Raw genomic sequence first — 24,555 nt, forward strand, 5'->3', positions numbered from 1 at the left:
GGTAGGCATGCGGCGTTGAGCATTGCTGCTGTGCTATGGAACTAGGCGATGATTGCCGCGATCCACTACCATCCCCTTCAATTTCTGCCTATCGCATTGCATGCTGACTACCCTAGCTATCTCCAACTATCGCTCCCTGCGCAACCTAGTGTTGCCGCTGGGGCCGTTGAATGTGATTACCGGCGCCAATGGCAGCGGTAAATCCAGCATCTATCGTGCCCTGCGTTTGCTAGCCGAAACGGCACAGGGGCGTGTGATACCGGCACTGGCGCGGGAAGGTGGATTGCAATCGACCTTGTGGGCTGGGCCAGAGACCATTACCCGTGCCATGCGGCAGGGGGATCAGGCCATAGAGGGGACGGCGCGCAAGGATCCTGTCCGGCTGCGGTTGGGCTTTGCCGGAGAGAGCCTGGGCTATCTGATAGAGCTGGGCCTGCCCATACCGCGCGAGACCGCCTTCAGGCTGGACCCTGAAATCAAGAGCGAGCAGATCTGGACCGGGCCGTTTCTGCGGCGGGCGTCGCAGTGGGTAGACAGGCAGGGGGCCTTGGTCAGGTCCAAGGACGAGTCCGGCAACTGGCAGGTCATCAGTACCCAACTCTCCAGCTTCGATAGCATGCTGATGCAACTGGCTGATCCACGCCATGCGCCGGAGATGCTGCAGTTGCGGGAGCAGGTGCGGGGCTGGCGCTTCTATGACCATTTCCGTACCGATGCGGAGGCATCGGCGCGGATTCCGCAGATAGGGACGCATACCCCGGTACTGAGCGATGACGGTCGTGATCTGGCTGCGGCCATGCAGACCATATTGGAGATAGGCGATGCCGAAGGGCTGGCGCAAGCGGTGGAGGATGCTTTTCCTGGCGCGACCATCACGGTGGGTAATCACGACAGCCGATTCGAGCTGAACATGCAGCAGCATGGCCTGCTGCGGCCCTTGCGCATGGCTGAGCTATCGGATGGCACCTTGCGTTATCTGCTATGGGTAGCGGCGCTGCTGACACCCAGACCGCCGGAGCTGCTGGTGCTCAACGAGCCTGAATCCAGCCTGCATCCTGACCTGCTGCCCGCGCTGGGACGTCTGATCGCCAAGGCGGCCAAGCATTCGCAGATCATTGTGGTCACCCATGCCAGTCGCCTGATCGCCACCTTGGAGCGGCAGGCCGGCTGTCAGTCCATCGCCCTGGAGAAGTCATTGGGCGAAACCCAGGTGTGTGGCCTGCATGAACTGGAAAGGCCGCCCTGGCAATGGGCGGCCAAGTAGGGGTTGCTCTTGGGGTACGGCCGGTTTGCCTGCTGTCCGCGCAGCCGGCAAACCGGGTAGCCTATCAAGCCTTGGCAGGTTTGAGCAGACCCTGGCAGACCGCTTTTTGCGGGTCCTTGCCCGGCAGTTTGCCGCACACCCCTTCCAGCTGTGCCAATACCCGTTTGGCACTGGCCTGGTGGGCTTGATCCTTGTTCCAGGCATGGATCTTACCGACCAGTTTCTCCAGCGAGCGACGGTTGCGCTCATAGAATGCGTTCTTGGTGCCGGCTACCTCAGCCAGAATACTGGTGGCGGCTTTTTCTATCCGCACTTCGTCCTGAGGGGCCAGTTCAACCAGGCCGCTGACGTAGCTGACACCCCATTGCAGACGGGTAGCGGGGCCTTCGGAGGCGTTGTAGGCCTTTTCATACCAATCCACCGCTGTGGCCTTGTCTCCACGCTTCTTGGCATTGCTGGCCAGGCTGAGCATGAAGTAATAGGGTGAGTGCGAACGTTTGAGTTCGGCGTTCAGCAGCTTGTCCGAGTCGTCCAGCAGGCCGGCGCTGCTCAGGGTATAGGCCGCCGTGTTGATGACCGCCTGGCGCTCATAGCCATTGGTGGTGCTGGCATCGGCCTGGGCTACGCGCTTCTTCACCTCGCTCAGCAGTGGCTCGGGCAGGTTGCCCTTGGGGCTGAGCAGGCGTGCCAACGCAACCTGGGCCGTCACGGCGCCTAGCTTGTCATTGGCCGACAGGCTGGTATCGCCGGCCAGGCTTTGCAGCGATTTGTTCCAACTGGCCAGGAGTGCGGCTTGCTCGGGTGTGCCGGTTGCCGTGAGCAGCTCAATGATCTCGCCTGCGTAGTTCACCAGCACATCAAAGTTGGCGCGCGACTGCTTGGGGTCGGCCAATACCTTGTTCAGCGCCAGCAGCGCGGCAGCCTTGTCGATAGGCGGGGCCTTGTCGGCGTTGGCGGCTGCTGCCAGGGCTTTGAGCTGCAGGCGGGCGGCAGTGGGGCCTTCACTGGCAGGGACGGATTGCGCCAGCTTGAGCAAGGTGGCGGGCAATTTGTCTTCTGCGATCAGTTGCGCCTGGTCGGTATCCCAGGAGTAATCGGCCAGCAGCTTCCAGTCATCACTGCCCAGCTTGCTACCCTTGAGTGCGGCAGCCAGTGTCTGCTTGACCGGCCGTGCATTGCCCAGGGCCATTTCCAGGGTATTCAGATAGCGTTCGAAGTCCACCTCGCCTGGCAGGCGGGTGATCTCGGTGCCGTCGGGCTTGAACAGTATCATGGTGGGGTAGCCGCGCACCTTGTACTGCGCACCCAGCTTTTGCGCGCCGGGCTGGTCGCCATCAAGGTAGACCGGGATGAACTGGCGGGTGCGATCGATAAAGGCCTGCTGGTTGAAGATGGTGGCCTTGACCTGATTGCAGGGCGGACACCATACCGCACCCCAGTACAGGAACAGCGGCTTGCCGGTAGCCCGTGCCTGGGCAAAGGCGGCGCTGACATCACCCTGTTGCCAGGCGATGCCGGGTGGCAGCTTGTGATCGGCGTTGGCGGGCGGTGTGGCGGCGTAGGCACTGCTGCCAGCGATCAACAGGGCAGCGATCAGGGTGAGGCGGCGCTTCATGGGCGTCCTTATGCGGAATGGTGTGCTGCAATCCTACCTATGTTTCCGCCAGGAATAAACGCTATGCCGTGCCTGCAGCTGAATCGTGGGTTGCCAGTCACACCTTGGGGCTGTAACGGGCTTAACAGACGGGTACTAATGGGGATAGGTGAGGCTCAATCAAGAGAGTGCTGCTGCTTGAGCAAGCTATACACGGTCAGCCCCCGGGGTTCCCGGGGGCCTGCACCCCAGGGTATCGATCCTGTACCACTGGTGCGTTCATCGCAGGCGCCCTCGAGCGTAGCGAGGTTCCCCGCCGGCGGGCGGGGGTAGGGGTGGGGCTCAATCAAGGGAGTGCCGCTGCTTGAGATCGCCCGTATGGGTAGCCCCCGGGTTTCCTGGGGGCCTGCGCCAAGGGTATCGATCCTGTACCGCAGGTGAGTTCATCGCGGGCGCCCTCGAGCGTAGCGAGGTTCCCCGCCGGCGGGCGGGGGTAGGGGTGGGGCTCAATCAAGGGAGTGCCGCTGCTTGAGATCGCCCATATGGTTAGCCCCCGGGTTTCCCGGGGGCCTGCACGCCAGGGTATCGATCCTGTACCGCCTGCAAGCCCAACAAGGCACTCAAACGACGGCCAGGCCATCGTCATCCTCTGGCACCTGCTCCGCCACAAGGCTCAGGTGGTCCAGCCCATCGGTGACCTTGCCGCCGTCGTTGGCCTTGCTCTCCAGCTTGATCTTGAGCCGTAGCTCGTTGACGGAGTCGGCATTGCGCAGCGCTTCTTCCATGGTGATCTTGCCATGCTCATACAGATCGAAGAGGGCCTGGTCGAAGGTCTGCATGCCCAACTCCTTGGACTTGGCCATGACGGCCTTGATGCCGCCTACGTCGCCCTTGAAGATCAGGTCGGCCACCAGGGGGGTGTTGAGCATGATCTCGATGGCCGCCACCCGCCCCTTGCCATCGCGGGTGGGAATCAGCCGCTGCGACACAAAGCCCTTCATGTTCAGCGATAAATCCATGTAAAGCTGCGGGTGCCTTTCTTCCGGGAAGAAGTTGATGATGCGCTCTATGGCCTGATTGGACGAGTTGGCATGCAGCGTGCCCATGGCTAGGTGGCCGGTTTCGGCAAAGGCCATGGCGTATTCCATGGTTTCGCGGTCGCGTATCTCACCGATCAGGATGACATCAGGCGCTTGTCGCAAGGTGTTCTTGAGCGCCGCGAACCAGCCCTTGGTATCACGCCCTACCTCGCGGTGGGTAATCAGGGAATTCTTGGCCTTGTGCACATACTCGACCGGATCCTCGATGGTGATGATGTGGCCGAAACTGTTCTCATTGCGGTAGTCGATCATGGCGGCCAGGGTGGTGGACTTGCCCGAGCCGGTACCGCCTATCAGCAGTATCAGGCCACGCTTGGACATCATCACGTCCTTGAGTATGGGGGGCAGCCCCATCTCGTCGAAGTTCGGTATCTTGGTGGTGATGGTTCGTAGCACCATACCCACCTGTTCCTGCTGTACGAACACATTGACCCGGAAGCGGCCGATATCGGGCGGCGCAATGGCAAAGTTGCATTCCTGCTCGCGCTCGAATTCGCTGCGCTGCGCCTCATTCATGATGGCGTAGGCCAGGGCTCGGCTATGCACGCCGGTAAGCTTCTGGCCACCGACTGGGGTCATCTTGCCGTTGATCTTCATGGCGGGCGGAAAGTCGTCCGAGATGAACAGGTCGGAGGCGTTCTTGGTCAGCATGGCCCGCAGCAGGTCGTGCATGTATTTATGGGCGAGTTCAGGGGTCATGGCATAGCCTCGGGCCGGCACAAGCGTTAGGGCGGGTGAGGAACCTCGGCGCAGCGCTGTTGCGGTGCGTGCAAGACTCCGGAATGGCCGCATCGGTTGTTGCCACCACAACACAGCTGCAGGGCTGGGCGGGGGCATTCGAGGTGATGGGGCCTTCAATGGCTATAGTGAATCTGCGGCCTGACTACAAGCCGCATGGCCACCGCCTGTAAGCGCCTGTGTTGCCTCAAGGAGACCAACGCCATGGTGAACCGCGTATCGCCTACCGTCCCGGCCAATGACTATGAATTGGCGGGGGCCGGCAACGAGTATCTGGCCGAACTGCGCAATGAGTTCGGGCAATCCACCCTGCTGAAGATTTTTGATGTCGCTGCCATCGAAATACTGGCGGACTATATGCAGATATACCGGGTCTCGGCCGGCAAGCGATTGCTGAAGGAAGGGGAGCGCAGCGACTTTGCCCTGCTGATACTGTCCGGGGCCGTGAGTGTGATGAAGTCGCACGAGGACGGCAGCCAGCATCAGATTGCCATGGTGATGCCAGGACGGTTGATAGGTGAGATGTCCTTGATAGACGGCGAGCCACGGTTTGCCAGCTGTGTGGCCGCCACCAATACCTTGATTGCGGTGTTGAGCCGCCGATCCCTGCTGGAACTGCTGGATGAGCACCCCAAGCTGGGGTCCTTGCTGCTGATGCGCCTGACGGCCTTGGTCAGCCATCGCCTGCGGCTTACCAGCGCCAAGCTGGTCGAGAAAATGGCGGCAGCCTAGCCCGCTTGCTGTCGTGCCAGTTGCCGTATCTCGGCTGATTCGATGATGCGTACACCCGTGCCTGGCTGCTTGGCACAGGCTTGCATGGCCAATGCGACATCCGCGCCGGCTATGGGCTTGAGGCGGGCAGGTAGCAAGCCGCCCAGGCTGGCGGCAATCTGCTCGCCCAGGCGGAACTCGGGTCGCTCGCCTATCAGGACCGAAGGACGGAACAGGCTGAGCCTGGCGTAGCCCAAGGCTTGCAAGCCGGCTTCCATCTCCCCTTTCACCCGGTTGTAGAAGACCCGTGAGCCGGCATTGGCCCCCAGTGAGCTGACCACCAGGCAATGCTGGGCGCCCCGCTCGCGCGCCAGCTGGGCTATGGCCAGCACATAATCCAGGTCCACCCGGCGGAAGGCGGCTTGCGTGCCGGCGGTCTTGATGGTGGTGCCCAGGGCGCAGAACACGGTGTCGATATGGGGCAGCGCGATGGTATGCAATTGTTCATAATCCACCTGTATTTCGGCTAGCTTGCCCTCGGCGAGCCCGGCGGGGCGGCGCACCAGGGCGTGCACTTGGCCATAGGCCGGGTCGTGTGCCAGCAGCTGTGCCAGATGGCGGCCTATCAGGCCGGTGGCACCTGCAATCAGGGCGGTTTGCTGCATGGTTCAGCCTTGTGCGAGTTGGGCAAACAGGGGGATCAGCGTCGCATTGTCGATATCCAGCAGGCGATCGCCCACATACAGCTCGGTATAGCTCCAGCCCGGCACGTCGGTGGGCCGCATGTGGTTGAGCAGCCAGATCCCGCTGTCCTTGGCGATGGCATCGCGCCTGTCCAGCAGGACTTCGGGTTCGGCATCAAAGTACAGATGCAGCATATTGGTATGCGGCGTGGCAGGGTTCACCCGCAGGCCAGGCAAGCCGGCCAGCCCGTGTGCCAACGAGCATGTCCGTTGGTAGAGGGCATCCATCAGGGCCAGCCGTGCATCCAGCTGCATGGCGGCCGAGGCTACCATGGGGCTCTGGTGCACCAGGGTGCCACCCATGCGGCGCTGCCAGAGCCGGGCCTGCGCCACAAAGCTCTCATCGCCGGCCAGTACGGCGCCGGCTATACCACCCAAGCCCTTGTAGGTGGAGACATAGACCGAATCGAAGCCGGCTGCGATATCGGCATAGCTTTTGCCATAGTAGGCGCGGCTTTCCCACAGGCGGGCGCCATCCATATGCAGTGGCAGTTGCCGCTGCCGCTGCCGGGCGAGTGCCTGCAGCGCCATCAATTCGTCCCACTCTGGTAGCTGGCCGCCGGCCTCGCGTATGGGTAGCTCTACCAGCAGGCAGGCCAGTGCTTGCTTTACGCCGGCCAGGTCGGCTGCGGTCATGGGGCGCAGGCGGTCGCCTACCGGTACGGCATGCAGCCGTAGCAAGGCGGCATGGGCTTGTTCCTCGTGTAGCGCCAGGTGGCTGGTTGGGTGCAGGCCTATGCGTGGCAGGCCGGCCTGTTCTGCCCATATCTGGGCAGCGATCAACTGGGCCATCACGCCACTGGGCATGAAGACAGCAGCGGGCTTGCCCAGCAGGCCGGCAATCTTCCGCTCGAAGCGCTCGATCAGCTCGCCACTGCCGTAGTTGTCGTGCTCTACCTGGTTGGCCTCGCACCAGTCTGCCAGTGCGCGGAACTGCTTGGCCGGGCTGGGGCTATGGAATCCGTTGATATGGTGGCGACACTGCTGTTGCAGCAGCTTGCGTTCGTCGGGCGTCAAGGGCATGGGGGGCGGGCCAGGGTGGGGAGATGGCAGTTTGCCTGATTTTGACTCGTGCTGTCGTGCGACAATCGGGCAGCCTTGTTATCGTGATACGCTCATGTCCACTACCTTCAAGTCCGCACCTGTGCAGGCACTGACAACGATATTCCACTACCACGCCCATGTGTATTACGACGCCGCCACGCGTGAGCAGGCCTTGTTGCTGCGTGAACGGGTGGCGCAGCGTTTCGCGGTGGATATGGGGCGTTTGTTTGAGCAGGCCGTGGGGCCGCATCCTTGCGCGCAGTATGAAATCGGCTTCGAACACGCCTTGTTCGGCAGCCTGGTGCCCTGGTTGATGCTGAACCGCCTGGGGTTGCCGGTGCTGGTGCACCCCAACACCGATGCAGAACTGGCTGACCATGTGGACCACACCTTGTGGCTGGGTGGGCCGCTGGCCCTGCGGACAGACAGCCTGGCCGTTTCCTTGCAGGCACAAGGGCAGTTGGCACCAAGGCCGGTCGTGATCAACACGGCACCGTTGCAGGAGATTTAGATCGGGGCTGAACTTATCGGGTCAGGGGCCAGTCTGACTTGTCCAAATGGCATTGCGCCACCATCTTGGTAGGAGGACGGGTATCATTCCTTCCCGCCATACTGGGCGTGGCCACTCAATCTAGTCGAGGAGTTTGCAGCGAAATGAAGTCACTATTGGTAGCCCTGTTCGCATTCTTTGTGAGCTTTACCATGCTGGTACCAGAAGCCGAGGCCAAGCGCTTTGGCGGCGGCCGTTCGTCCGGCATGCAGCGCAATACGGCGCCACAGAAGGACGCAACGCCCCAGCGCCAAGGCCAGGGACAGCAAGCTGCGCCGACCACCCCCAAGCGCAACTGGATGGGCCCGATTGCCGGCCTGGCAGCTGGCCTGGGCCTGGCGGCACTGTTCTCCCACCTGGGTATGGGTGAAGGCATGGCCAACTTTGCCATGATCCTGTTGCTGGCTGCAGTGGCCTTCTTTGTCATCCGCTTCCTGATGCAACGCATGCGTCCCACTACGGCCGCACCGGCACAGTTCGCCGGCGCAGCGGGTGCTGCCGCAGCGGGTGCTGCAGCACCCATCCCGGCACCACTGGCTTTCCAGGGCCAGCAGCAATACGCCAGCGTGACACCCAGCAGCAGTATGCCGGCCGACTTTGATCGCGAAGCCTTCGTCCGCGTGGCCAAGCTGAACTTCGTTCGCCTGCAGGCCGCTTACGATGCAGCCGATCTGGACGATATCCGCGAATTCACCTCGCCAGAGATGTTCGCCGAGATCAAGATGCAGATCAGCGAACGCAAGGGTGCGGCCAACCACACCGACGTGGTGGAAGTGAATGCCGATGTGATCGATTACGCCCAGGAAGGTCGCCGCGATATCGCCAGCGTGCGCTTTTATGGCCTGATTCGTGAGAGCCAGGACGGCGCTGCCGAGCGCTTCGACGAAACCTGGCACCTCAGCCGCAACAATGATGGCCGTCAGGGCTGGGTCGTGGCGGGTATACAGCAGAACAGCTGATCAGCGGTTCGTACGTCAATAAAAACGGGGAGCTGAACGCTCCCCGTTTTTATTGGCTTAGCTGACGCTATGCCGTGGGCTTGGGTTGGCTGCGTGCGTACTTTGCGTACAGGGTCTCGACTTTCTCCCGCGCCCAGGGGGTGCTACGCAGAAAAGTCAGGCTGGACTTGATATTGGGATCGACCAGAAAGCAGCGTATGGCAATCCTGCGCCCCAGCTCCTCCCAGCCATAGTGGGCGACCAGCGCGTTCAGCATGGCTTCCAGGGTGATACCGTGACCAAGGTTGTTGGCTTGTGTCATGAACGCTTGCCTTGGTTGAGTGCGGCCTGTGCTTGCTGCAGCCATTGCTTGTTCAGCGACTTGGCATGGCTGTGCCAGTGCCGGCTGTCTAGTACGATTTCCTGATAGAGATGGCTGGCACGCGCCTGATCGGCGGGATGGTCATGGCCGCTCAGCCAATCTGCGTAGCGGCACTTGGGTTCCGGGTCGCTGGCCACGACCAGGGCGGCTTCAAAGGCATCGCGTGCTGATTCCTGACCCAGTGCGGCCAGCGTACGCGCATGCAGCAAGGCTGGGGCTGGTTGGCGGCGGCTGTCGGGCTGAACCTCGAACAGGGTTTGCAGGCTGGCGGCCGCCGGCGCATACAGTGCATTGTCGAACTGAGCGCGGGCCAGGCCTGCCAGCACGGCAGGGTCACGGGCGAAGGGGCCTTGCGCGGCCTCCTGATAGTGCTGCAATGCCTCGGCTACGGCAGCCGTCTCCATCAGGGCGGCTGCCAGCCGCAGGCGCTTGTCCAGTGTGGGTGTCAGGTCGAATGCCTGGCGGGCCTCTCGCAGCTCGCGGTTGGGGTCGACCAGCTGCTTGATGACTTTTTTGGCAACCTGGCCACCACGGCTGTAGCGGAGTTCCGGCAGGTAGATGGCGAAGAAGTACACAATGCTGCCCAGTAAGGGGAACATGAACAGTATCATCAGCCAGTACATGTTCTGACGGTTGCGTATGGCATGTATGCCAAAGTACAGGGCGACGATGACGTGCAGCCCTAGGCCGAGTATCGGCATGGTAAGTCCTCTTGCTGGAATGCATGAATCTGATTTGGCTGGGCATTTTACCCGCCCTGGCCGTGCTGCGGGCTACTTGCGCATTTGGGTTTGCCGGTTAGACTGCCGCCTTCTGCAGCGAGGAAGCACTACTTGAAAGCGCCTTTACCCTTACGCGATGGTGTCGCTCCCAGCTATCTCTGGCTGCCTGCCGGGCATTGGCCGGACTTGCTCAGCTTTCTGGTGCAGCGTTTTCCGCATGTGGCGGAAACCGTGTTGCGCGGTCGACTGGAGCGAGGTGAGCTGGTGGATGAGGCGGGCAGGGCTCTGGCATGTAGCAGTGCCTACCGGCCCGGCAGCCGTATCTGGTATTACCGTGAAGTACCTGCGGAGACACCTGTCCCCTTCGAGGAGGTGATACTGCATCGCGACGCGCGCCTGCTGGTGGTGGACAAGCCACATTTTCTGTCAGCCATCCCGGCGGGCCGCCATCTGCGCGAAACCCTGCTGACCCGATTGCGCGACAAGCTGGACCTGCCTGAGCTGACTCCGGTACACCGGCTGGACCGGGAAACTGCCGGGGTGATGCTGTTCTGCCTGCATCCCCCCAGCCGTGGTGCCTATCAGAAGTTGTTTGAGGCCAGGCAGGTGGAGAAGGTCTACGAGGCCATCGCGCCATTCCGTCCCGACCTGCCACTGCCCAGGGTGCATCGCAGCAGGCTGGAGGAGGGCGAGGGCTTCTTTGCCATGCGCGAGGTGGAGGGCGAAGCCAACAGCGAAACCCGCATCAGCCTGATCGGGCGCCTGGGTGAACTGGGCCACTACCGGCTAGAGCCCCATACCGGCAAGAAGCACCAGCTGCGGGCACATATGGCGGCCTTGGGCATACCAATACTGCATGATCCTTGGTATCCGGTGCTGACCGAGGGCAAGGGCGATGACTTCAGCCAGCCGCTCAAGCTGCTGGCGCGGGAGATTCGGTTTGTGGATCCGTTCAGCGGTGAGGCCAGATGCTTTAGTAGCTGCCGTAGCTTGGGGTCGTTTCCCTAGCTAGAGTCCCCCCTCTTCATTGTCTTTCCTACGAGCTTGCGGTACTACCAATTCGGCATCAGCAGTCTGGCGAATCAACGTTATATTTTTCTGCTCTACACTCACATGAGTGATGGCGACACGCTTGTTTTCGAATGAGAGAAGGAATGTATCATGGGTCTTGTCAGGTATCTGATCGTAGTCAGTTTATGCCTACTGTTCCTCAGCGGCTGTGCGACACCCATCCGGCCTGGGATGGTACTGAGCCCTGAGAAGTCCTATGTGCTGATCGGTATCGAACCGGACCATTTCAGCCCGAGTATTTCGGATGGGTTCTGGTTTGGCGACCATTTCGAATCCACGCCGCTACTTCTCTTCAAGGATTCATCCCCCGTTCCTACGGATGGCTTTGCCATCGTCGAGGTCAATTCGAGTTTCAACTACGTGATTGATGCGTTCTCGGAGCGTGATGCACAGAACAAGAGAATAGCCAGCTACTTAGGATGTACAACACATCTAGCCTACAGTCTCTTCGTCAGACCTGGAAAAGTCGTTTACGCAGGGAGCATGAGATTCAGTAAAACAGGCTCGGTCTTATGGACTGAGATCACGGTTGACGAGGCGGCTGCACACTCGTACCTGCAGCGTCATTATGCCAATCTGCAGGATAACCTTATCACCTTGCCTATGGAGCAGCGCAAGCTTAGCAATATGTGCGCTGTGCGGTGACCTAGAGCCCGTGTTCGGCTGCGCCCCTGGTTGCGGGGGGGGCAAGTGGCGCAGCTGATGCTCTGATGCACACCCCCAGCTAAGCTGGGGGGCGACATCAGCGGCTGATGGGCTTGTAGCGTATGCGCTTGGGCTTGGCACCTTCCTCACCCAGTCGGCGTTTCTTGTCGGCTTCGTATTCCTGATAGTTGCCGTCGAAGAAGGTCCACTTGGAATCGCCTTCGCAAGCCAGGATATGGGTGGCAATACGATCCAGGAACCAGCGGTCATGCGAGATCACCATGACCGAGCCGGCGAATTCCAGCAGGGCGTCTTCCAGTGCGCGCAGGGTTTCCACGTCCAGGTCGTTGGACGGTTCATCGAGCAGCAGGACATTGCCGCCAGCGATCAGGGTCTTGGCCAGGTGCAGGCGGCCACGTTCGCCGCCGGACAGGTTGCCGACGATCTTTTGCTGATCACCACCCTTGAAGTTGAAGCGGCCCAGATAGGCGCGGCTGGGGGTTTCGTACTTGCCGACCTGCAGGATGTCGCGACCTTCGGCTACTTCATCGAATACGGTCTTGTCGTTGCCCAGGGCGCCACGGCTCTGATCCACGTAGGCCATCTTCACGGTAGGGCCGATCTTCACGCTGCCGCTATCGGGCTGTTCTTGCCCTGCCAGCATGCGGAACAGGGTGGATTTACCGGCGCCGTTGGGGCCGATGATGCCGACGATGGCACCAGGCGGCACCTTGAAGCTCAGGTCATCGATCAGCAGGCGATCACCGAAGGCCTTGCTGACGTTCTCGAACTCAATTACTTCATTGCCCAGGCGTTCGGCGATGGGGATGAAGATTTCCTGGGTTTCGTTGCGCTTCTGGTATTCCTGCGAGTTCAGCTCTTCAAAGCGGGCGATACGGGCCTTGGACTTGGCCTGGCGCGCCTTGGGGTTCTGCCGTACCCATTCCAGCTCTTTGTTCAGGGCCTTCTGGCGGGCCGATTCCTGCGATTCTTCCTGCTTGAGGCGGGCTTCTTTCTGCTCCAGCCAGCTGGAGTAGTTGCCTTTCCAAGGAATACCGTGGCCACGGTCCAACTCCAGTATCCACTCGGCAGCATTGTCGAGGAAGTAGCGATCATGGGTAACGGCCACCACGGTACCGGGGAAGCGCACCAGGAACTGCTCCAGCCAATCCACCGACTCAGCATCAAGGTGGTTGGTCGGCTCGTCCAGCAGCAGCATGTCGGGCTTGGACATCAGCAGCTTGCACAGCGCGACGCGACGCTTCTCACCGCCGGACAGCTTGTCGATATTGGCATCCCAGGGCGGCAGGCGCAGGGCGTCGGCGGCGATCTCCATCTGGGTTTCGAGATCCTGGCCGGCGGTCGAGAGTATGGCCTCGCAACGGGCCTGCTCTTCGGCCAGCTTGTCGAAGTCGGCATCCGGTTCGGCATAGGCGGCATAGACAGCTTCCAGCCTTTGCTTGGCCTCGAAGATCTCACCCATGCCGGATTCCACTTCTTCGCGCACGGTCTTGGTCGCGTCCAGCAGCGGCTCCTGGGCTAGGTAGCCGATCTTGATACCGGGCAGGTGTTGTACTTCGCCCTCGAATTCCTTGTCCGCGCCCGCCATGATCTTGAGCACGGTGGACTTGCCCGAGCCGTTCAGGCCCAACAGGCCTATCTTGGCGCCAGGGAAGAAGCTGAGGGAGATGTCCTTGATGATTTGCCGCTTGGGCGGTACGACCTTGCTCACGCGGAGCATGGACATTACATATTGGGCCATGAGGAATCCAGTTGGGTGCTATGCGGAAAGTGGCGCAATTCTAGCAAACCCATGGCAAGGCCGCGCTGACTTAGCACTTGGCATGAACTTAATTCGTTGAACAGTTGAAGCTCATGCAAGGCGCGTGTGAGGGATGGCACAGGGATTCAAGCTACGCCGATGTCCAGCGCCTGCGCTGTCCGTCGCCATCCGGCTATCACTGGCGTTCGTGCCAGGCGCTAACAGTCAGCTGCGTTGGCGGGCCGCCCGGAGCAGCGCGTCGGCGGGGTCCAGTACCTGGTGTAGCGGGCGCTGGGGTTCACGCACGGTGGCCGGGCTGGCCCCTTCAAGGAGTTCACGTGTCAGTTGCTCCAGCCCGGCCAGGGGGCGCCAGCGTTCACCTAGCGCTTCTTCCGGCCAGATGCGGTTGCCATCGAAAACCAGGGCCAGCTGCGGTGTAGCATGGGCATCGCCCTGGGGTGCCAGGCCATGTGCAAGCCGGCCTGGTCCCAGCCGCCCGATGACGCGCTGATAGGCCCGCAGGGCGTCGCTGCAGCGGATAAAGCCAAAGCCCGCAGCCAGGCGGCGGTACTGGTGCGCCAGTGCGGGCCAGTCGTCGAACAATTGTTGTATGGCGGCCTCGCGCCGATCAAAAGGCAGGCTGGGCTGGGTGGCAATGCCGGCCAGCAGGCGGAGCGGGGGCGGTAGGCCTATGCCGCTATTGCGGCAAACCTTGCCGAGGTTGCCGGCCAGTGCAGGCAGGGTGGCACGTAGATTGGCAGCGACCTCGTCCAGGTCCAGGCGCCCGTCACTATCGGGTGACACTCCCCATAGCCCATAATCGGCGGGGCCATGCTGCAAGTCTGGGTCGGGTGCAACTGGCTGGGCGGCCATGGCCTGGCCTAGCCAGGCCTCAAATCCCGGTGCGGGTTCGCGACTGAGCAGGGGGTAGGGCTGGTGCTTGTCCGCGCCGGGCGAGTTGGCAACAGGGTGGATATAGGGTGGCTGCATTAGGTCAGCTCACACCATTGCCGCAAGCTCATGGCGTTGCCGCGCTACTGGATTCGATGGGCACCAGATTGCTGCTATCAGGATCCATGGTCTCCTCACTGGCTTGGTCGGCGGCGGTGGCGGAGGTGCTAGCTTTGCTGGAGACCGCCGCCATCAGGCTATTGAACAGGGTCTCTTCATCCTTGGCATAGCGTTGGGCGGCCTCGGCCAGTTCCCAGGCAAACTCGGCTTCGGTCTTGACGGGGCGCCAGCCTTCCGGACCACGCTCGGCGGTTTCGACCTTGAAACCGTTGTAGCTGACCGACAGGGGCGGAGCTGGGTGATCGCGGCGGTAGCGCTCGACCACGGCCTTGGCGTGGCGTGGATCCTTGGCGTTGTCCGTGAAATGCTGGGCCGCGGCGGCAAAGGCGCCGGCACGGGTGACTTCCGCACCCGACAGTACCTGGCTGATCTGATTGGCCAGTTGGGGCTCGGCCGCCAGCATGGCGTGGAAGGCCGCGGCACGAGGGTCATCGCGCAGCAATATGCCTTGAGCCCCGGCTTCCATCCGTAGGTCGGGCGGTACCCGTATGCCGTACTGGCGCAGCTTGGCGGGCAGGGTGGCCGTCAGGTCGGCGGCGGCTTGGGCTGGGTCGGGCGGGTTGAGGCTGCCCAGCCTGCTGGCCTGGGTGGCGAGTTGACCAGCCAGCTCGCCGGCAAAGCCATGGTGCTGCGCGGGTAGAGCGGCAGGTGGTCGGCTGGCAGAGGGGCCTGCTATAGGACTGACCATGATTTCCTCCTGTATTTTCCTATACAGGAAGCAAACCTTGGGCCATCAATGCATTACAGCCCCTATGGGGCTGTATCAAGCATTCGGTGGGGCAGCATGCCCCCTGGCGCTACCCTGGTGTCATCAGGCCTGGGTGATCAGCAGGTACTTCTGCTGCAGCGCTTCCTGGCTTTCCTTGCGGTCTGGGTCCAGCGGGATGCAGTCTACCGGGCAGACTTGCTGGCACTGCGGCTCGTTGAAGTGTCCTACGCATTCCGTGCACAGGTCAGGGTTGATCTCATAGATCTCCGCCCCTTGTGAAATGGCATGGTTGGGGCATTCCGGCTCGCATACATCGCAGTTGATGCATTCATCGGTAATCATCAGCGCCATGGTAGGGTCTCGGCTAGGGCAGTCGGGGGCGGATTGTATCACTGCCCCCATGACAGGCATTAGAGCCTGTCTCTTTAAGTAAATTCCTGGCCGACAGTCGGTTAGGTATCGGGGCGGAAAATGCAAAACGGCGCACCCGCAGGTGCGCCGCTCTATGCACAACGTCCTTGCTTACTTGGACGCGTTGATCAGGTACTCGGCAGCCGCGTGGAATTCCTCGTCGGAACCACTATAGCCACCCTTGGCGGGCATGGCACCCTTGCCCGCAGTCGCGATCTTGATGGCGGCTTCTACGCCGTCCTTCAAGCGTGGCGCCCAGGCGGCCTTGTCGCCGAGCTTGGGAGCGCCAGCAACACCTGCATCATGGCAAGCCATGCAGACGCTGGCATAGATTTCCTTGCCCTTGGTGGCGGGGTCTACCTTACCGCCAGCAGCTACGGCACCTGCACCGGCAATCGCAGGCTCAGTGAACTTGCCGCCAACGGCATTGCCCATATAGGCAACAGCACGCGCTACTTCGTCGTCGGTCAGGTCAGCCGCACCGCCCTTGGCAGGCATGGCGCCCAGGCCCTTGTTGGCATGCTCGACCAGCTTGGCAAAACCTTGGGCGATACGTGGCGCCCAGGCGGCGGTATCGGCAAACTTGGGGGCACCAGCCAAACCTGCACCGTGGCAGGACAGGCACACATTCTCATATACGGCTTTGCCGTTACGGCTGCCGGGTGGGCCGGATTCGTCCAGTTTGGCGACGCCGACAGGCTGTATGCGTGCGATCACCGCTTCGTTGGTCATGGTCGGACCGCCAGCATCAACCTGCATGCCACTGTTGGCCAGCTTGGCGATCAGGACCAGGAACAAGACCAGGCCGACAATCGACAGCAGGACAATGATGATCAGGGACTTTGCCGAGAAATTTTCTCCGGCGTGCGCTTCGCTCATGCTGCCATCCTTTTTTATGCGCTGTATTAAACCAGTACGGGAAAAACCCCGCGATTATAGCGGGGATTGTGGCCGCTCACCAATCCTGGCGCTGCATCGTCGGCGGCATGCCACAGGAGCCCTGCGCTCTAGTGGAGATCAGTGCGGGAAAAAATACGCTGTACCCACTGCTGCCGGCTGGACGCTGGGCGCCAAAACCGCTATTCTTGCCGGCCTCTCAGCGTGCGTCCGTAGCTCAGTTGGATAGAGTGTCAGTTTCCGAAGCTGAAGGTCCCTGGTTCGATCCCAGGCGGGCGCGCCAACAGATACAGCAAAAGCCAGCTCAATGCTGGCTTTTCTGTTTTCTGCACGCCGCAGCCTATGGCTGCACACTCCCCAGGTAGCGAGTTGGCAGGGCGATCTCCTGCAGGCTGCCATCGGCTTCCCGCTCCAGATGCCATGCTCGTGCCAAGGGGCGTGATGACACGGCCGCGTGAAATTGCTCGTCAATAAAATGCAGCGCGGCGCCGTCATCGGCCGCCCAACTGGCGGGCATGCTGCCGCTGGCCACCTTGTCCTGCAGGGAGGGGCGGCGCAAGGCCTCACCATCGTAATGCGGGCATGCACCACCCGGTAACCAGCCCAGGCCTTGCAGCGCAGTCAGCGGGCCGGGAATGGAGTCTGTCAGCCCTTGCTGGAACCAGCAGATCATGCCGGCACTGATCCCGCCTATGACCGTGCCTTGCTCATAGGCGCGCCGTAGCAGGATATCCACTCCCCAGGTGCGCCATAAGGCCAGCATGGATAGTGTATTGCCGCCACCGACGAAAATGGCGTCCTGCGCAAGCAGAAAGCCCTGCAGGTCTGCCGTATGGGGCTGGAACAAGGACAGGTGGCTGGCGGCGCAGGGGTAGCCAGCATGGGCGTGATAGAACTTCAGCTGGTAGCTGTCGGCATCGCCACTGGCCGTGGGCAGAAAGCAGATACGCGGCGTTGCCTTGCCGGTGGCCGCTAGGAAGTACTGATCCAGTAATGGGGATGGCTCCATGGAGAAGCCACCGCCGCCCAGCACGATCAACTGTCTTGCCATCCAACATCAACCCAGTTGCGAGGTGCAGCAGGGGCAGCGTGTGGCCTTGAGTGGAATGGCGCTGTAGCAGTAGCTGCATTCCTTGCTGCTGGCCTCTGCAGGCGCGGGTACCGCTTCGCGCTTGAGCTTGTTGAGGGTGCGTATCAGCAGGAAGACAGCGAAGGCGACAATGGTGAAGCTGATGACGGCGTTGAAGAAGACACCCAGGTTGATGGTCACTGCACCGGCATCCTGTGCGGCCTTGAGCGACTCATAGGGACCAGCTGCCTTGGTGCCCTCTTTCAGCAGGATGAACAGGTTGGAGAAGTCGACATTGCCCAGCACATAGCCTATAGGGGGCATGATCACGTCTTTGACCAGCGAATCGACGATCTTGCCAAAGGCGCCGCCGATAATGACGCCGACGGCCAGGTCGACGACATTGCCACGCATGGCAAATTCCTTGAATTCCTTGAGCATGGTTTTACCTCGGTGGTTAAGCGTTCACCCTAGGCCAGGCGGTGTTCTGGCGTCAAGCGACGTGGGTGAGGGCGGCAGAAATGAAAACAGGCAGCCTAGGCTGCCTGTTTGCTCATACCAGCACGCGAGTGCTTAGAACGAGTGAGCCAAGCCAACGATGAAGCTGTTGTCGCTCTTGGTACCAACGTAGTTGTTGGTGTACTCGGTCAGGATGGTGGTGCGCTTGGACAGGCTGTAGTAGAAGCCAGCGGTCACTTGATCCTTGGTGTTGCGATCTTCGTCATAAACGATGCCGCCCAGTTGGACCGAAGCATTGCCCATGGTGTAGCCGACCAGCAGCAGAACATCATCATTCTTGCCAGCAGCGTCGTCGGTGTGTTGCACCGCACCACCCAGGTTCAGATCGCCAATGTTGGCCGAAGCGCCAATCATGTAGGCCTTGTTGGCCTTCACGCCGCTGGGCTTGTTGTTGTTCAGCGCGCCGAACACAGCAAAACCTTCGCCGGAGAACTTCAGCGAGGCGCTGACTTCGTTCGAGGCATTCTGGCCAGCAGTCTTGTCTTCACCGAAGCTGTTGTTCACAGCAACGCTGATCGGGCCAAATTCGCCGTCGTAACGGAGCGAGTTGTTGGCGCGGTAGTTGCTCATCGAAGTGTTGGTCAGGCCCAGCGACTCGTTGAAGTAGAAGGGATCCAGTTCTTCGGTGGCCAGGGTGTAAGGGGTCTTACCGCGACCCAGACCCACGCTGCCGAAGTCACCCTTCAGGCCAACCCAAGCTTCGCGCGAACCGAAGCTGCTGGCGGGGGCGCTGTCCGGGCCGATGCCGGTCTCGACCTTGAAGAAGGCCTTCATGCCGCCGCCCAGGTCTTCTTGACCCTTGAAGCCGATGCGCGAGGAGATGTTGGAGACCTTCAGTTGGTCGGTACCAGCGGTGGTGATGTTCAGGCCCAGGTTGACTTGACCATACAGAACCACTTCGTTGTCGGCAGCCAGGGCTGCAGGGGCGGCCACAGCAGCGGCAACGGCCAGAGCGATGAATTTCTTGTTCATTGCGTCTTCCTTATCAAGGTTGGAAAAACGGTGTTGCAAAAGATGCTCGCTACTTGCGAAGCGAATACATTACGGGCGAATGATAGGCGGCACGCACTTGTGTAAGCAATGCGGTGCTATCAAGGCTGGCAGAATGGGTTTATCGCTGTTTGATGATGCGCAACATTTAATGTATTGATTTATATGGGTTTGTTGGCGATGTTGTGAATTATCCCTAGGTTGCGGCAATGCAACACAAAACCTGGCTATTGGGGAAATCCTGTCTGCGGGATTTGCGCTCAACATAAGGCTGTGGCACCCATAGTTAAAGAAATTGCCTAAAAATTGAACAGTTTTGCGCTGTCATCGGCCTGCTTGGCTAGTCCGTGGGCTTATATTTATTAAGCAATACGGGTATCGCGAACAACCCATTGGGCTGGGTTTTATACGAAGGGCAGAACAATCAGCAGATAACGCAGTGTCTTGCCCAGCAGTATGTAAAGTGCGCTGAGCAGCGGGGGGAGGCGTAGCCAGCCTGCGGCCAGGCATAGTGCGTCGCCTACCAGGGGTAGCCAGGCCAGCAACAGGGTGGTGCTGCCATGGCGCTGCAGCCAGCACAGGGCGCGAGGCGACAATTTGGCGGTCAATGCATCGCTGCCCCTATGGGCCAGCCGCAGGCCCAGCCAGAAGCTGGTCAGGCTTCCTAGGGTATTGCCCAGCGATGCCACGGCCAGGGCGCTCCAGGCGGTGTCGGGCCTGGCTTGCAGCCAGAGCAACAGCGCCAGTTCGGAATTGCCGGGCAGCAAGGTGGCCGACAGCAGGGCTGATAGAAAGATGCCGGCCAGGCCGTAGCTGTCCGACAGGGGATTTAACCAGTCCAGCACCTAGAATTGCGGCCTGCGTGCGGCGTGGGCCAGTACCATGTCGGCCAATTGGGCGAACAGCTCGCCCTCATCGCGGGTGCTGCGCCAACTGCCATCCTGGTAGCGGTAATGAAAGCCACCGGAACGGGCCGCCAGCCAGATTTCCTGATTGGCTGCGTGGCGGTTGACCACAATCTTGGCGCCATCATCGAATTCGATCTCCAGCACATTGCCATTGCGGTTGAGATCCACATCGAACTCGCCGTCGTCCAGGCCGTTTTCTATCCGGTCGAATATCTGGTCGCTGGCGTTGAGAAATTCACTCTCGTTCATTGGCTTGCCCGGTTTGCGTTGTTAGTATGGCTATTTTACCCCCTACCCTTGCTGCCATGCGCCTCCTCTTGTCCTGCCTGATTGCCGCCACCTGTTTGTTGACTGCCTGCGGCTACAAGGGCCCGCTGTTCCTGCCGGATTCGTCGCAGGCGACCCAGCCGAAAGCGCCGTGACTATCCTGCCTGGCGCAGCATGCAAAAACGCCGCATCCCAGGATGCGGCGTTTGTTTTGGCCAGTGCTTGATGCCTATGCGTACCAGGCTCCGGGCTTACTCGTCGATGACGCAGTCCACATAGTACTCGCCGCTGGCCTCGTCCTTGATCAGACCATGGATGTCGGTCTCGAAGCCAGGGAAGCGCTCATTGAAGGCGCGGGCGAAACGTAGGTAGTCAACAATGGTCTTGTTGAAGCGTTCGCCGGGGATCAGCAAGGGGATGCCCGGTGGGTAGGGTGTCAGCAGGATGGCGGTGATACGGCCTTCCAGTGCATCCAGCGATACACGCTCGATCTCGCGATGGGCCATCTTGCTGAAGGCCTTGGAAGGCTTGAGCGCTGGCACCATATCGCTCAGGTACATCTCGGTGGTGAGGCGTGCCACATCGTTATCGCGATAAACCTCATGGATCTGCTGGCACAGGTCGCGCAGGCCCACGCGCTCGTAGCGGGGGTGTTTGCCCACAAACTCGGGCAGCGCACGCCAGAGCGGCTGGTTTTTGTCGTAATCGTCCTTGAACTGCTGTAGTGCGGTGACCAGGGTGTTCCAGCGGCCCTTGGTAATACCGATGGTAAACATGATGAAGAAGCTGTAGAGGCCGGTCTTCTCCACGATCACGCCGTGTTCGGACAGATACTTGGTGACGATGGCCGCCGGGATGCCGCCATCGGCAAAGTCGCCACCTACATCCAGGCCGGGGGTAATGATGGTGGCCTTGATCGGATCGAGCATGTTGAAGCCATCAGCCAGGGCGCCAAAGCCGTGCCAGCGCTCGTCAGCCTTCAGCATCCAGTCCTCGCGGGTGCCTACGCCCTCATCTGCCAGGTATTCCGGCCCCCAGACCTTGAACCACCAGCTCTCGCCGTATTCGGCATCGACCTTGCGCATGGCGCGGCGGAAATCCAGTGCCTCGGCGATGGATTCCTCGACCAGGGCGGTGCCGCCGGGTGCTTCCATCATGGCGGCTGCCACATCACAGCTGGCGATGATGGAATACTGCGGCGAGGTGGAGGTATGCATCAGATAGGCTTCATTGAAGCGATGCCTGTCCAGTTGGCGGGTCTCGGACTCCTGCACCAGAATTTGCGAGGCTTGGCTCAGGCCTGCCAGCAGCTTGTGGGTGGACTGGGTGGCAAACACCATGGCGTCTTTGGAGCGAGGGCGATCGCGGCCGATGGCGTGCATATTGCGGTAGAACTCGTGGAAGGCGGCGTGGGGCAGCCAGGCCTCGTCAAAGTGCAGGGTGTCTATGGTTTCGCCCAGTACATCCTTGATCATTTCGACGTTGTAGAGCACGCCATCGTAGGTGGATTGGGTAATGGTCAGGATGCGCGGCTTGTTGTCCGGGCGCTTGGCCAGCGCCTCGCGGGCAAACGGGTTGGCCTCGATCTTCTTCTGTATGGTCTCGGGCTGGAATTCGGACAGCGGGATGGGGCCGATGATGCCGAAGTGATTGCGGGTCGGCATCAGGAATACCGGGATGGCGCCGCACATCATGATGGAGTGGAGGATGGATTTGTGGCAGTTGCGATCCACGACCACGATATCGCCCGGTGCCACTGTGGCGTGCCAGACCATTTTGTTGGAGGTTGAGGTGCCGTTGGTGACGAAGAACAGGTGATCGGAGCCGAAGATACGGGCGGCGTTGCGCTCACTGGCGGCGACTGGGCCGGTATGGTCGAGCAACTGGCCCAACTCATCGACCGAGTTGCAGACATCGGCGCGCAGCATGTTTTCACCGAAGAACTGGTGGAACATCTGTCCCACCGGGCTCTTGAGGAAGGCCACGCCGCCGGAGTGACCGGGACAATGCCAGCTGTAGGAGCCATCCTGGGCGTAATGCAGCAGCGCGCGGAAGAATGGTGGGGCCAGCGAGTCTAGGTAGGTCTTGGCCTCGCGCACGATGCTGCGTGCCACGAACTCCGGTGTGTCCTCGAACATATGGATGAAACCGTGCAGTTCCCGCAGGACATCGTTGGGGATGTGCCGGCTGGTGCGGGTTTCGCCATACAGGAAGATGGGGATGTCGGCATTCTTGAAGCGTATCTCTTCCACGAAGGCACGCAGGTTCTTGATGGCGGCGGTTTCCTCATCGCCTTCGCCGCCGATGAATTCCTCATCGTCTATGGACAGGATGAAGCAGGAGGCGCGGCTTTGCTGCTGGGCAAAGCCGGTCAGGTCGCCATAGCTGGTGGCGCCCATGACCTCGAAACCCTCGGCTTCGATGGCGCTGGCCAATGCACGGATGCCGAAGCCGCTGGAGTTCTCGGCGCGGAAGTCTTCGTCGATGATGACGACGGGAAAGCGGAATTTCATCGGGGAGTACTCCGGTGCGGCCATGGCCGCAGCTTGTCATTCAATCACGACGCGCTTGTGACGCATCGCCAGGAAAAGCGCAAGGCCGTATCCGGCTGGATACGGCCCTGTTGGGTGCAAGGCGGATTCTAAGCCTTGACGCCCGTCATGGGTATGGCAGTTTCAAGCCTCCATCAGGCTGGCGGCACCGTGTCGGCAAAAGCCGGCCGCTGGGCCAGCTTGTCGGCCAGCCTGGCCAGGTTGGCATAGGACTCGCGCCAGGTGATGTCGGCAAAGCGTAAGTCCAGGTAGCCCAGGCAGACACCTACGGCAATATCCGCCAGCGTGTAGCTCTCGCCGTTGCACCAGGGTCTCTCCCCCAGGTCTTCCGACAGGGCGGCCAGGCCTCGCTCCATCTTGAGCTGCTGGCGATTGATCCAGTCTTCGCTCTGCTGCCGGGCAGGCCGCTTGCGTTCCAGGAAGATGGCAGCGGCGGCATCGCAGATGCCATCTGCCAGCGCCTCCCAGCGCTTGACCTGGATGGCCTGGCGGTAATCGCTGGGTATCAGCCGCGACACCGGCGATACATGGTCCAGGTAGTCCACGATGACCCGTGAGTCGTACAGGCTGGAGCCATCATCCAGCACCAGCACAGGCACCTTGCCCAGCGGGTTGACGTTGGGCACCTGGGTGTTGGCTTCCCAGGGGATATCCACCGTCAGCGGGCACTCGATGCGTTTCTCCTGCAGGACGATGCGTACCTTGCGAGCAAAAGGGCTGGTGAGCGAGGCAATCAGCTTCATGGTTTGAAACCAGTCGAATGGGTTGTAGGCCTGTAGGCGGCCGGGTCATGCTTCATTGCAACGCCGTGGAGTCGTAACGCCGGCGGTGTTGGTGGATCGCACCGCGCCGCAGGCGTGGACCATGATGGCGGCCGTGACGAGATGATCGGGGCCGATGAGGTCGAGACGATTTTTACTGCTTATGCTGCGCTGCGCAATCCTGTTTCGAATTTCTGCCGTATTTGTGGTTTTCCACCCATGACTATGCGCAGCTACGTCGCGAAAACGCGACGAAGCCAGCTGCGGGATGATATGCCTTGGCATGGCCGATTACCCCGGTGGCAGGCCGAACCAGATGTGCCCCGCCATGGCTTGGGCAGGTAGCTGGAAGACCTGGGTGAGGCGCTCTGGAGTCAGCGCTTGTGCTGGCGGCCCGGCGGTGATCAGGCGGCCTTCCTGCAGCAGCCAGGCCTGGTCGGCGTAATGCAGGGCCAGATTGACATCATGCAGGCTGGCGACCACGGCCAGGGGCAGCTTGCGTGCCAGTTCATGCAGGCCGGCCAGCAGCATGTGCTGGTGGCGAGGATCCAGGCTGGCGGTCGGCTCGTCCAGCAACAGCAAGGCAGGGCCTTGGGCGGCGGCGGCACAGGCTTGCACCAGGACGCGTGCAAGCTGTACCCGTTGCCGCTCTCCGCCCGACAGATGCACATAGCGGCGTTCTGCCAAGGCATCTGCATCGGTAAGCCGCAGCACGCTGTCTATTAGTCCTTCCAGTTCGGCAACGGGAATGTCGGGGAAGGGCGTACTGCCCAGCCTTGCCACTTCGCGGACACTGAAATCGAACTCCAGCGTACTTGACTGGGGCAGCAGGGCGCGACGGCGTGACAGGGTGCTGGCGTGGGTGCGGAACAGCGGTAGTCCATCGAACTCGCAGCTCCCGGCTGTCGGGGTCAGTTCGCCAGCCGCTACCGCCAGCAGGCTGGATTTGCCGGCGCCATTGGGGCCTAGCAGCGCAGTCAGCTGGCCAAGTGGGGCCGTGGCACTGACTTTTTCCAGCACTTGGCGGCCATCGCGTTCGAGGCTGAGTTGAGAGAGGATGAGCATGGCGGGCGGCTGGCGCCCTTGCCAGCAAGTCGAATCAGGTTGCTTTTACTGTATAGGTGGGGTGGGGGCGCG

Annotated in this window: 26 protein-coding genes and 1 tRNA gene; 8 read left to right on the forward strand and 19 right to left on the reverse strand. The window is 61.1% G+C overall.

The window, feature by feature from the left end; genetic code table 11:
- Nucleotides 1-100: 100 nt before the first annotated feature.
- On the forward strand, nt 101-1,264 hold the full coding sequence (locus V7714_RS15830; protein ID WP_335710580.1) for an AAA family ATPase: 1,164 nt from the start codon (nt 101-103) through the stop codon (nt 1,262-1,264).
- Between the two features lie 64 nt (nt 1,265-1,328).
- On the opposite strand, the gene V7714_RS15835 is transcribed toward V7714_RS15830, so the two are convergent.
- On the reverse strand, nt 1,329-2,879 hold the full coding sequence (locus tag V7714_RS15835) for a thioredoxin family protein (protein ID WP_335710581.1): 1,551 nt from the start codon (nt 2,877-2,879) through the stop codon (nt 1,329-1,331).
- A gap of 599 nt (nt 2,880-3,478) precedes the next feature.
- Nucleotides 3,479-4,657 (reverse strand): PilT/PilU family type 4a pilus ATPase, encoded by a 1,179-nt coding sequence (locus V7714_RS15840; RefSeq protein ID WP_335710582.1) that lies wholly within the window; start codon nt 4,655-4,657, stop codon nt 3,479-3,481.
- 195 nt (nt 4,658-4,852) lie between these two features.
- Between V7714_RS15840 and V7714_RS15845 the strand changes: the two genes are divergently transcribed.
- Nucleotides 4,853-5,428, forward strand: a complete 576-nt coding sequence (locus V7714_RS15845) for a Crp/Fnr family transcriptional regulator (RefSeq protein WP_335710583.1) — start codon at nt 4,853-4,855, stop codon at nt 5,426-5,428.
- Here the strand turns inward: V7714_RS15845 and V7714_RS15850 are convergent.
- Both V7714_RS15850 and V7714_RS15855 read right to left on the reverse strand, forming a co-directional pair.
- Entirely contained in the window at nt 5,425-6,072 is a 648-nt protein-coding gene (locus V7714_RS15850; protein WP_335710584.1) for an NAD(P)H-binding protein, read from the reverse strand. The two genes, V7714_RS15845 and V7714_RS15850, sit on opposite strands and share 4 nt — an antisense overlap.
- A gap of 3 nt (nt 6,073-6,075) precedes the next feature.
- Nucleotides 6,076-7,173: a threonine aldolase family protein gene (locus tag V7714_RS15855; protein WP_335710585.1), complete on the reverse strand. Its 1,098-nt coding sequence runs from the start codon at nt 7,171-7,173 to the stop codon at nt 6,076-6,078.
- Nucleotides 7,174-7,267: 94 nt separating this feature from the next.
- Between V7714_RS15855 and V7714_RS15860 the strand changes: the two genes are divergently transcribed.
- Complete coding sequence (locus tag V7714_RS15860; protein WP_335710586.1) at nt 7,268-7,705, forward strand: DOPA 4,5-dioxygenase family protein; 438 nt, start codon at nt 7,268-7,270, stop codon at nt 7,703-7,705.
- A gap of 143 nt (nt 7,706-7,848) precedes the next feature.
- Nucleotides 7,849-8,703 (forward strand): Tim44 domain-containing protein, encoded by an 855-nt coding sequence (locus V7714_RS15865; RefSeq protein WP_335710587.1) that lies wholly within the window; start codon nt 7,849-7,851, stop codon nt 8,701-8,703.
- Between the two features lie 67 nt (nt 8,704-8,770).
- Here the strand turns inward: V7714_RS15865 and V7714_RS15870 are convergent, their stop codons facing one another.
- On the reverse strand, nt 8,771-9,004 hold the full coding sequence (locus V7714_RS15870; protein WP_335710588.1) for a VF530 family protein: 234 nt from the start codon (nt 9,002-9,004) through the stop codon (nt 8,771-8,773).
- Nucleotides 9,001-9,765 carry a hypothetical protein gene (locus V7714_RS15875; protein ID WP_335710589.1) on the reverse strand — a complete coding sequence of 255 codons (765 nt, stop codon included), beginning with the start codon at nt 9,763-9,765 and terminating at the stop codon, nt 9,001-9,003. Before V7714_RS15875 ends, V7714_RS15870 begins: the two co-directional genes overlap by 4 nt.
- Before the next feature lie 132 nt (nt 9,766-9,897).
- Between V7714_RS15875 and V7714_RS15880 the strand changes: the two genes are divergently transcribed.
- Complete coding sequence (locus tag V7714_RS15880; RefSeq protein WP_335710590.1) at nt 9,898-10,794, forward strand: RluA family pseudouridine synthase; 897 nt, start codon at nt 9,898-9,900, stop codon at nt 10,792-10,794.
- 153 nt (nt 10,795-10,947) lie between these two features.
- Nucleotides 10,948-11,502, forward strand: coding sequence for a hypothetical protein (locus tag V7714_RS15885; RefSeq protein WP_335710591.1), 555 nt, complete (start codon nt 10,948-10,950; stop codon nt 11,500-11,502).
- Between the two features lie 97 nt (nt 11,503-11,599).
- On the opposite strand, the gene ettA is transcribed toward V7714_RS15885, so the two are convergent.
- The 5 genes from ettA to V7714_RS15910 form a co-directional block, all read right to left on the reverse strand.
- Nucleotides 11,600-13,264, reverse strand: a complete 1,665-nt coding sequence (gene ettA, locus V7714_RS15890; protein WP_290331223.1) for an energy-dependent translational throttle protein EttA — start codon at nt 13,262-13,264, stop codon at nt 11,600-11,602.
- A gap of 225 nt (nt 13,265-13,489) precedes the next feature.
- Complete coding sequence (locus V7714_RS15895) at nt 13,490-14,254, reverse strand: hypothetical protein (RefSeq protein WP_335710592.1); 765 nt, start codon at nt 14,252-14,254, stop codon at nt 13,490-13,492.
- Nucleotides 14,255-14,282: 28 nt separating this feature from the next.
- A complete protein-coding gene (locus V7714_RS15900) occupies nt 14,283-15,023 on the reverse strand; it encodes a hypothetical protein (protein ID WP_335710593.1) in 741 nt (246 codons plus the stop codon).
- A 123-nt stretch (nt 15,024-15,146) separates the two neighbouring features.
- A complete protein-coding gene (locus tag V7714_RS15905) occupies nt 15,147-15,395 on the reverse strand; it encodes a YfhL family 4Fe-4S dicluster ferredoxin (RefSeq protein ID WP_284194489.1) in 249 nt (82 codons plus the stop codon).
- Between the two features lie 171 nt (nt 15,396-15,566).
- Nucleotides 15,567-16,334 carry a c-type cytochrome gene (locus V7714_RS15910; RefSeq protein ID WP_335710594.1) on the reverse strand — a complete coding sequence of 256 codons (768 nt, stop codon included), beginning with the start codon at nt 16,332-16,334 and terminating at the stop codon, nt 15,567-15,569.
- 224 nt (nt 16,335-16,558) lie between these two features.
- Between V7714_RS15910 and V7714_RS15915 the strand changes: the two genes are divergently transcribed.
- Nucleotides 16,559-16,635 (forward strand) — tRNA-Arg (locus V7714_RS15915).
- A gap of 57 nt (nt 16,636-16,692) precedes the next feature.
- On the opposite strand, the gene V7714_RS15920 is transcribed toward V7714_RS15915, so the two are convergent.
- The 5 genes from V7714_RS15920 to cyaY form a co-directional block, all read right to left on the reverse strand.
- A complete protein-coding gene (locus tag V7714_RS15920) occupies nt 16,693-17,403 on the reverse strand; it encodes a peptidase E (protein WP_335710595.1) in 711 nt (236 codons plus the stop codon).
- A 6-nt stretch (nt 17,404-17,409) separates the two neighbouring features.
- Nucleotides 17,410-17,862, reverse strand: coding sequence for a large conductance mechanosensitive channel protein MscL (mscL, locus tag V7714_RS15925; protein WP_335710596.1), 453 nt, complete (start codon nt 17,860-17,862; stop codon nt 17,410-17,412).
- A gap of 132 nt (nt 17,863-17,994) precedes the next feature.
- Entirely contained in the window at nt 17,995-18,912 is a 918-nt protein-coding gene (locus V7714_RS15930) for a porin (RefSeq protein WP_335710597.1), read from the reverse strand.
- Between the two features lie 422 nt (nt 18,913-19,334).
- Nucleotides 19,335-19,775, reverse strand: a complete 441-nt coding sequence (locus V7714_RS15935) for a YqaA family protein (RefSeq protein WP_335710598.1) — start codon at nt 19,773-19,775, stop codon at nt 19,335-19,337.
- On the reverse strand, nt 19,776-20,087 hold the full coding sequence (cyaY, locus tag V7714_RS15940) for an iron donor protein CyaY (RefSeq protein WP_335710599.1): 312 nt from the start codon (nt 20,085-20,087) through the stop codon (nt 19,776-19,778).
- Between the two features lie 56 nt (nt 20,088-20,143).
- Between cyaY and lptM the strand changes: the two genes are divergently transcribed.
- Nucleotides 20,144-20,260: an LPS translocon maturation chaperone LptM gene (lptM, locus tag V7714_RS20635; RefSeq protein WP_442891342.1), complete on the forward strand. Its 117-nt coding sequence runs from the start codon at nt 20,144-20,146 to the stop codon at nt 20,258-20,260.
- Between the two features lie 96 nt (nt 20,261-20,356).
- On the opposite strand, the gene V7714_RS15945 is transcribed toward lptM, so the two are convergent.
- The 3 genes from V7714_RS15945 to V7714_RS15955 form a co-directional block, all read right to left on the reverse strand.
- The gene (locus V7714_RS15945) at nt 20,357-22,618 is read right to left on the reverse strand and encodes an arginine/lysine/ornithine decarboxylase (RefSeq protein WP_335710600.1); all 2,262 of its coding nucleotides are present in this window, start codon (nt 22,616-22,618) and stop codon (nt 20,357-20,359) included.
- A gap of 173 nt (nt 22,619-22,791) precedes the next feature.
- Nucleotides 22,792-23,400 (reverse strand): glutathione S-transferase, encoded by a 609-nt coding sequence (locus tag V7714_RS15950; RefSeq protein WP_335710601.1) that lies wholly within the window; start codon nt 23,398-23,400, stop codon nt 22,792-22,794.
- Nucleotides 23,401-23,709: 309 nt separating this feature from the next.
- On the reverse strand, nt 23,710-24,483 hold the full coding sequence (locus V7714_RS15955; RefSeq protein WP_335710602.1) for a heme ABC transporter ATP-binding protein: 774 nt from the start codon (nt 24,481-24,483) through the stop codon (nt 23,710-23,712).
- Nucleotides 24,484-24,555 lie beyond the last annotated feature (72 nt).

The sequence above is a fragment of the Chitinimonas sp. JJ19 genome (assembly GCF_036961565.1).
Taxonomy (GTDB): Bacteria; Pseudomonadota; Gammaproteobacteria; order Burkholderiales; family Chitinimonadaceae; genus Chitinimonas.

What these genes read in the sequence shown, in the direction of transcription:
- V7714_RS15840 (WP_335710582.1), bottom strand. Translation starts at nt 4,657, where the DNA reads ATGACCCCTGAACTCGCCCATAAATACATGCACGACCTGCTGCGGGCC.
- V7714_RS15875 (WP_335710589.1), bottom strand. Translation starts at nt 9,765, where the DNA reads ATGCCGATACTCGGCCTAGGGCTGCACGTCATCGTCGCCCTGTACTTT.
- V7714_RS15910 (WP_335710594.1), bottom strand. Translation starts at nt 16,334, where the DNA reads ATGAGCGAAGCGCACGCCGGAGAAAATTTCTCGGCAAAGTCCCTGATC.
- V7714_RS15855 (WP_335710585.1), bottom strand. Translation starts at nt 7,173, where the DNA reads ATGCCCTTGACGCCCGACGAACGCAAGCTGCTGCAACAGCAGTGTCGC.
- mscL (WP_335710596.1), bottom strand. Translation starts at nt 17,862, where the DNA reads ATGCTCAAGGAATTCAAGGAATTTGCCATGCGTGGCAATGTCGTCGAC.
- V7714_RS15955 (WP_335710602.1), bottom strand. Translation starts at nt 24,483, where the DNA reads ATGCTCATCCTCTCTCAACTCAGCCTCGAACGCGATGGCCGCCAAGTG.
- V7714_RS15850 (WP_335710584.1), bottom strand. Translation starts at nt 6,072, where the DNA reads ATGCAGCAAACCGCCCTGATTGCAGGTGCCACCGGCCTGATAGGCCGC.
- V7714_RS15950 (WP_335710601.1), bottom strand. Translation starts at nt 23,400, where the DNA reads ATGAAGCTGATTGCCTCGCTCACCAGCCCTTTTGCTCGCAAGGTACGC.
- V7714_RS15920 (WP_335710595.1), bottom strand. Translation starts at nt 17,403, where the DNA reads ATGGCAAGACAGTTGATCGTGCTGGGCGGCGGTGGCTTCTCCATGGAG.
- V7714_RS15930 (WP_335710597.1), bottom strand. Translation starts at nt 18,912, where the DNA reads ATGAACAAGAAATTCATCGCTCTGGCCGTTGCCGCTGCTGTGGCCGCC.
- V7714_RS15945 (WP_335710600.1), bottom strand. Translation starts at nt 22,618, where the DNA reads ATGAAATTCCGCTTTCCCGTCGTCATCATCGACGAAGACTTCCGCGCC.
- V7714_RS15905 (WP_284194489.1), bottom strand. Translation starts at nt 15,395, where the DNA reads ATGGCGCTGATGATTACCGATGAATGCATCAACTGCGATGTATGCGAG.
- V7714_RS15885 (WP_335710591.1), top strand. Translation starts at nt 10,948, where the DNA reads ATGGGTCTTGTCAGGTATCTGATCGTAGTCAGTTTATGCCTACTGTTC.
- V7714_RS15900 (WP_335710593.1), bottom strand. Translation starts at nt 15,023, where the DNA reads ATGGTCAGTCCTATAGCAGGCCCCTCTGCCAGCCGACCACCTGCCGCT.
- V7714_RS15870 (WP_335710588.1), bottom strand. Translation starts at nt 9,004, where the DNA reads ATGACACAAGCCAACAACCTTGGTCACGGTATCACCCTGGAAGCCATG.
- V7714_RS15835 (WP_335710581.1), bottom strand. Translation starts at nt 2,879, where the DNA reads ATGAAGCGCCGCCTCACCCTGATCGCTGCCCTGTTGATCGCTGGCAGC.
- V7714_RS15830 (WP_335710580.1), top strand. Translation starts at nt 101, where the DNA reads ATGCTGACTACCCTAGCTATCTCCAACTATCGCTCCCTGCGCAACCTA.
- ettA (WP_290331223.1), bottom strand. Translation starts at nt 13,264, where the DNA reads ATGGCCCAATATGTAATGTCCATGCTCCGCGTGAGCAAGGTCGTACCG.
- V7714_RS15895 (WP_335710592.1), bottom strand. Translation starts at nt 14,254, where the DNA reads ATGCAGCCACCCTATATCCACCCTGTTGCCAACTCGCCCGGCGCGGAC.
- V7714_RS15865 (WP_335710587.1), top strand. Translation starts at nt 7,849, where the DNA reads ATGAAGTCACTATTGGTAGCCCTGTTCGCATTCTTTGTGAGCTTTACC.
- V7714_RS15860 (WP_335710586.1), top strand. Translation starts at nt 7,268, where the DNA reads ATGTCCACTACCTTCAAGTCCGCACCTGTGCAGGCACTGACAACGATA.
- V7714_RS15845 (WP_335710583.1), top strand. Translation starts at nt 4,853, where the DNA reads ATGGCCACCGCCTGTAAGCGCCTGTGTTGCCTCAAGGAGACCAACGCC.
- cyaY (WP_335710599.1), bottom strand. Translation starts at nt 20,087, where the DNA reads ATGAACGAGAGTGAATTTCTCAACGCCAGCGACCAGATATTCGACCGG.
- lptM (WP_442891342.1), top strand. Translation starts at nt 20,144, where the DNA reads ATGCGCCTCCTCTTGTCCTGCCTGATTGCCGCCACCTGTTTGTTGACT.